3 tRNA genes are annotated in these 343 nt (G+C 47.2%); all 3 read left to right on the top strand.

Annotation, left to right across the window (positions count from 1 at the left end):
* The first annotated feature begins 15 nt into the window (after positions 1 to 15).
* Positions 16 to 92, top strand: a tRNA-Met gene (locus L1076_RS26895).
* A 51-nt stretch (positions 93 to 143) separates the two neighbouring features.
* A tRNA-Leu gene (locus tag L1076_RS26890) sits at positions 144 to 228 on the top strand.
* Between the two features lie 39 nt (positions 229 to 267).
* Positions 268 to 342, top strand: a tRNA-Gln gene (locus L1076_RS26885).
* Position 343: the final 1 nt, after the last annotated feature.

The following is a 343-nucleotide window of genomic DNA, read 5'->3' as shown; positions in this document are numbered from 1 at the left end:
CTAAAACATATTGTTGGCTACGTAGCTCAGCTGGTTAGAGCACATCACTCATAATGATGGGGTCACAGGTTCGAATCCCGTCGTAGCCACCATTTATTTTATTGTCTAGGTTTTACCAATTTCCTAGATGATTTAGAAAAGTCGCGGTCGTGGCGGAATTGGTAGACGCACCAGATTTAGGTTCTGGCGCCGCAAGGTGTGAGAGTTCAAGTCTCTCCGACCGCACCATACTTTTCTAATTTGATATGTCTTTTGACTATCACCCGTAGGTCTATCGCCAAGCGGTAAGGCAGCGGCTTTTGATGCCGCCATTCCCTGGTTCGAATCCAGGTAGACCTGCCAT

Source organism: Vibrio sp. MMG023 (assembly GCF_021654215.1).
Lineage (GTDB): Bacteria > Pseudomonadota > Gammaproteobacteria > Enterobacterales > Vibrionaceae > Vibrio > Vibrio jasicida.
This window is presented reverse-complemented; position numbering and strand designations above follow the sequence as displayed.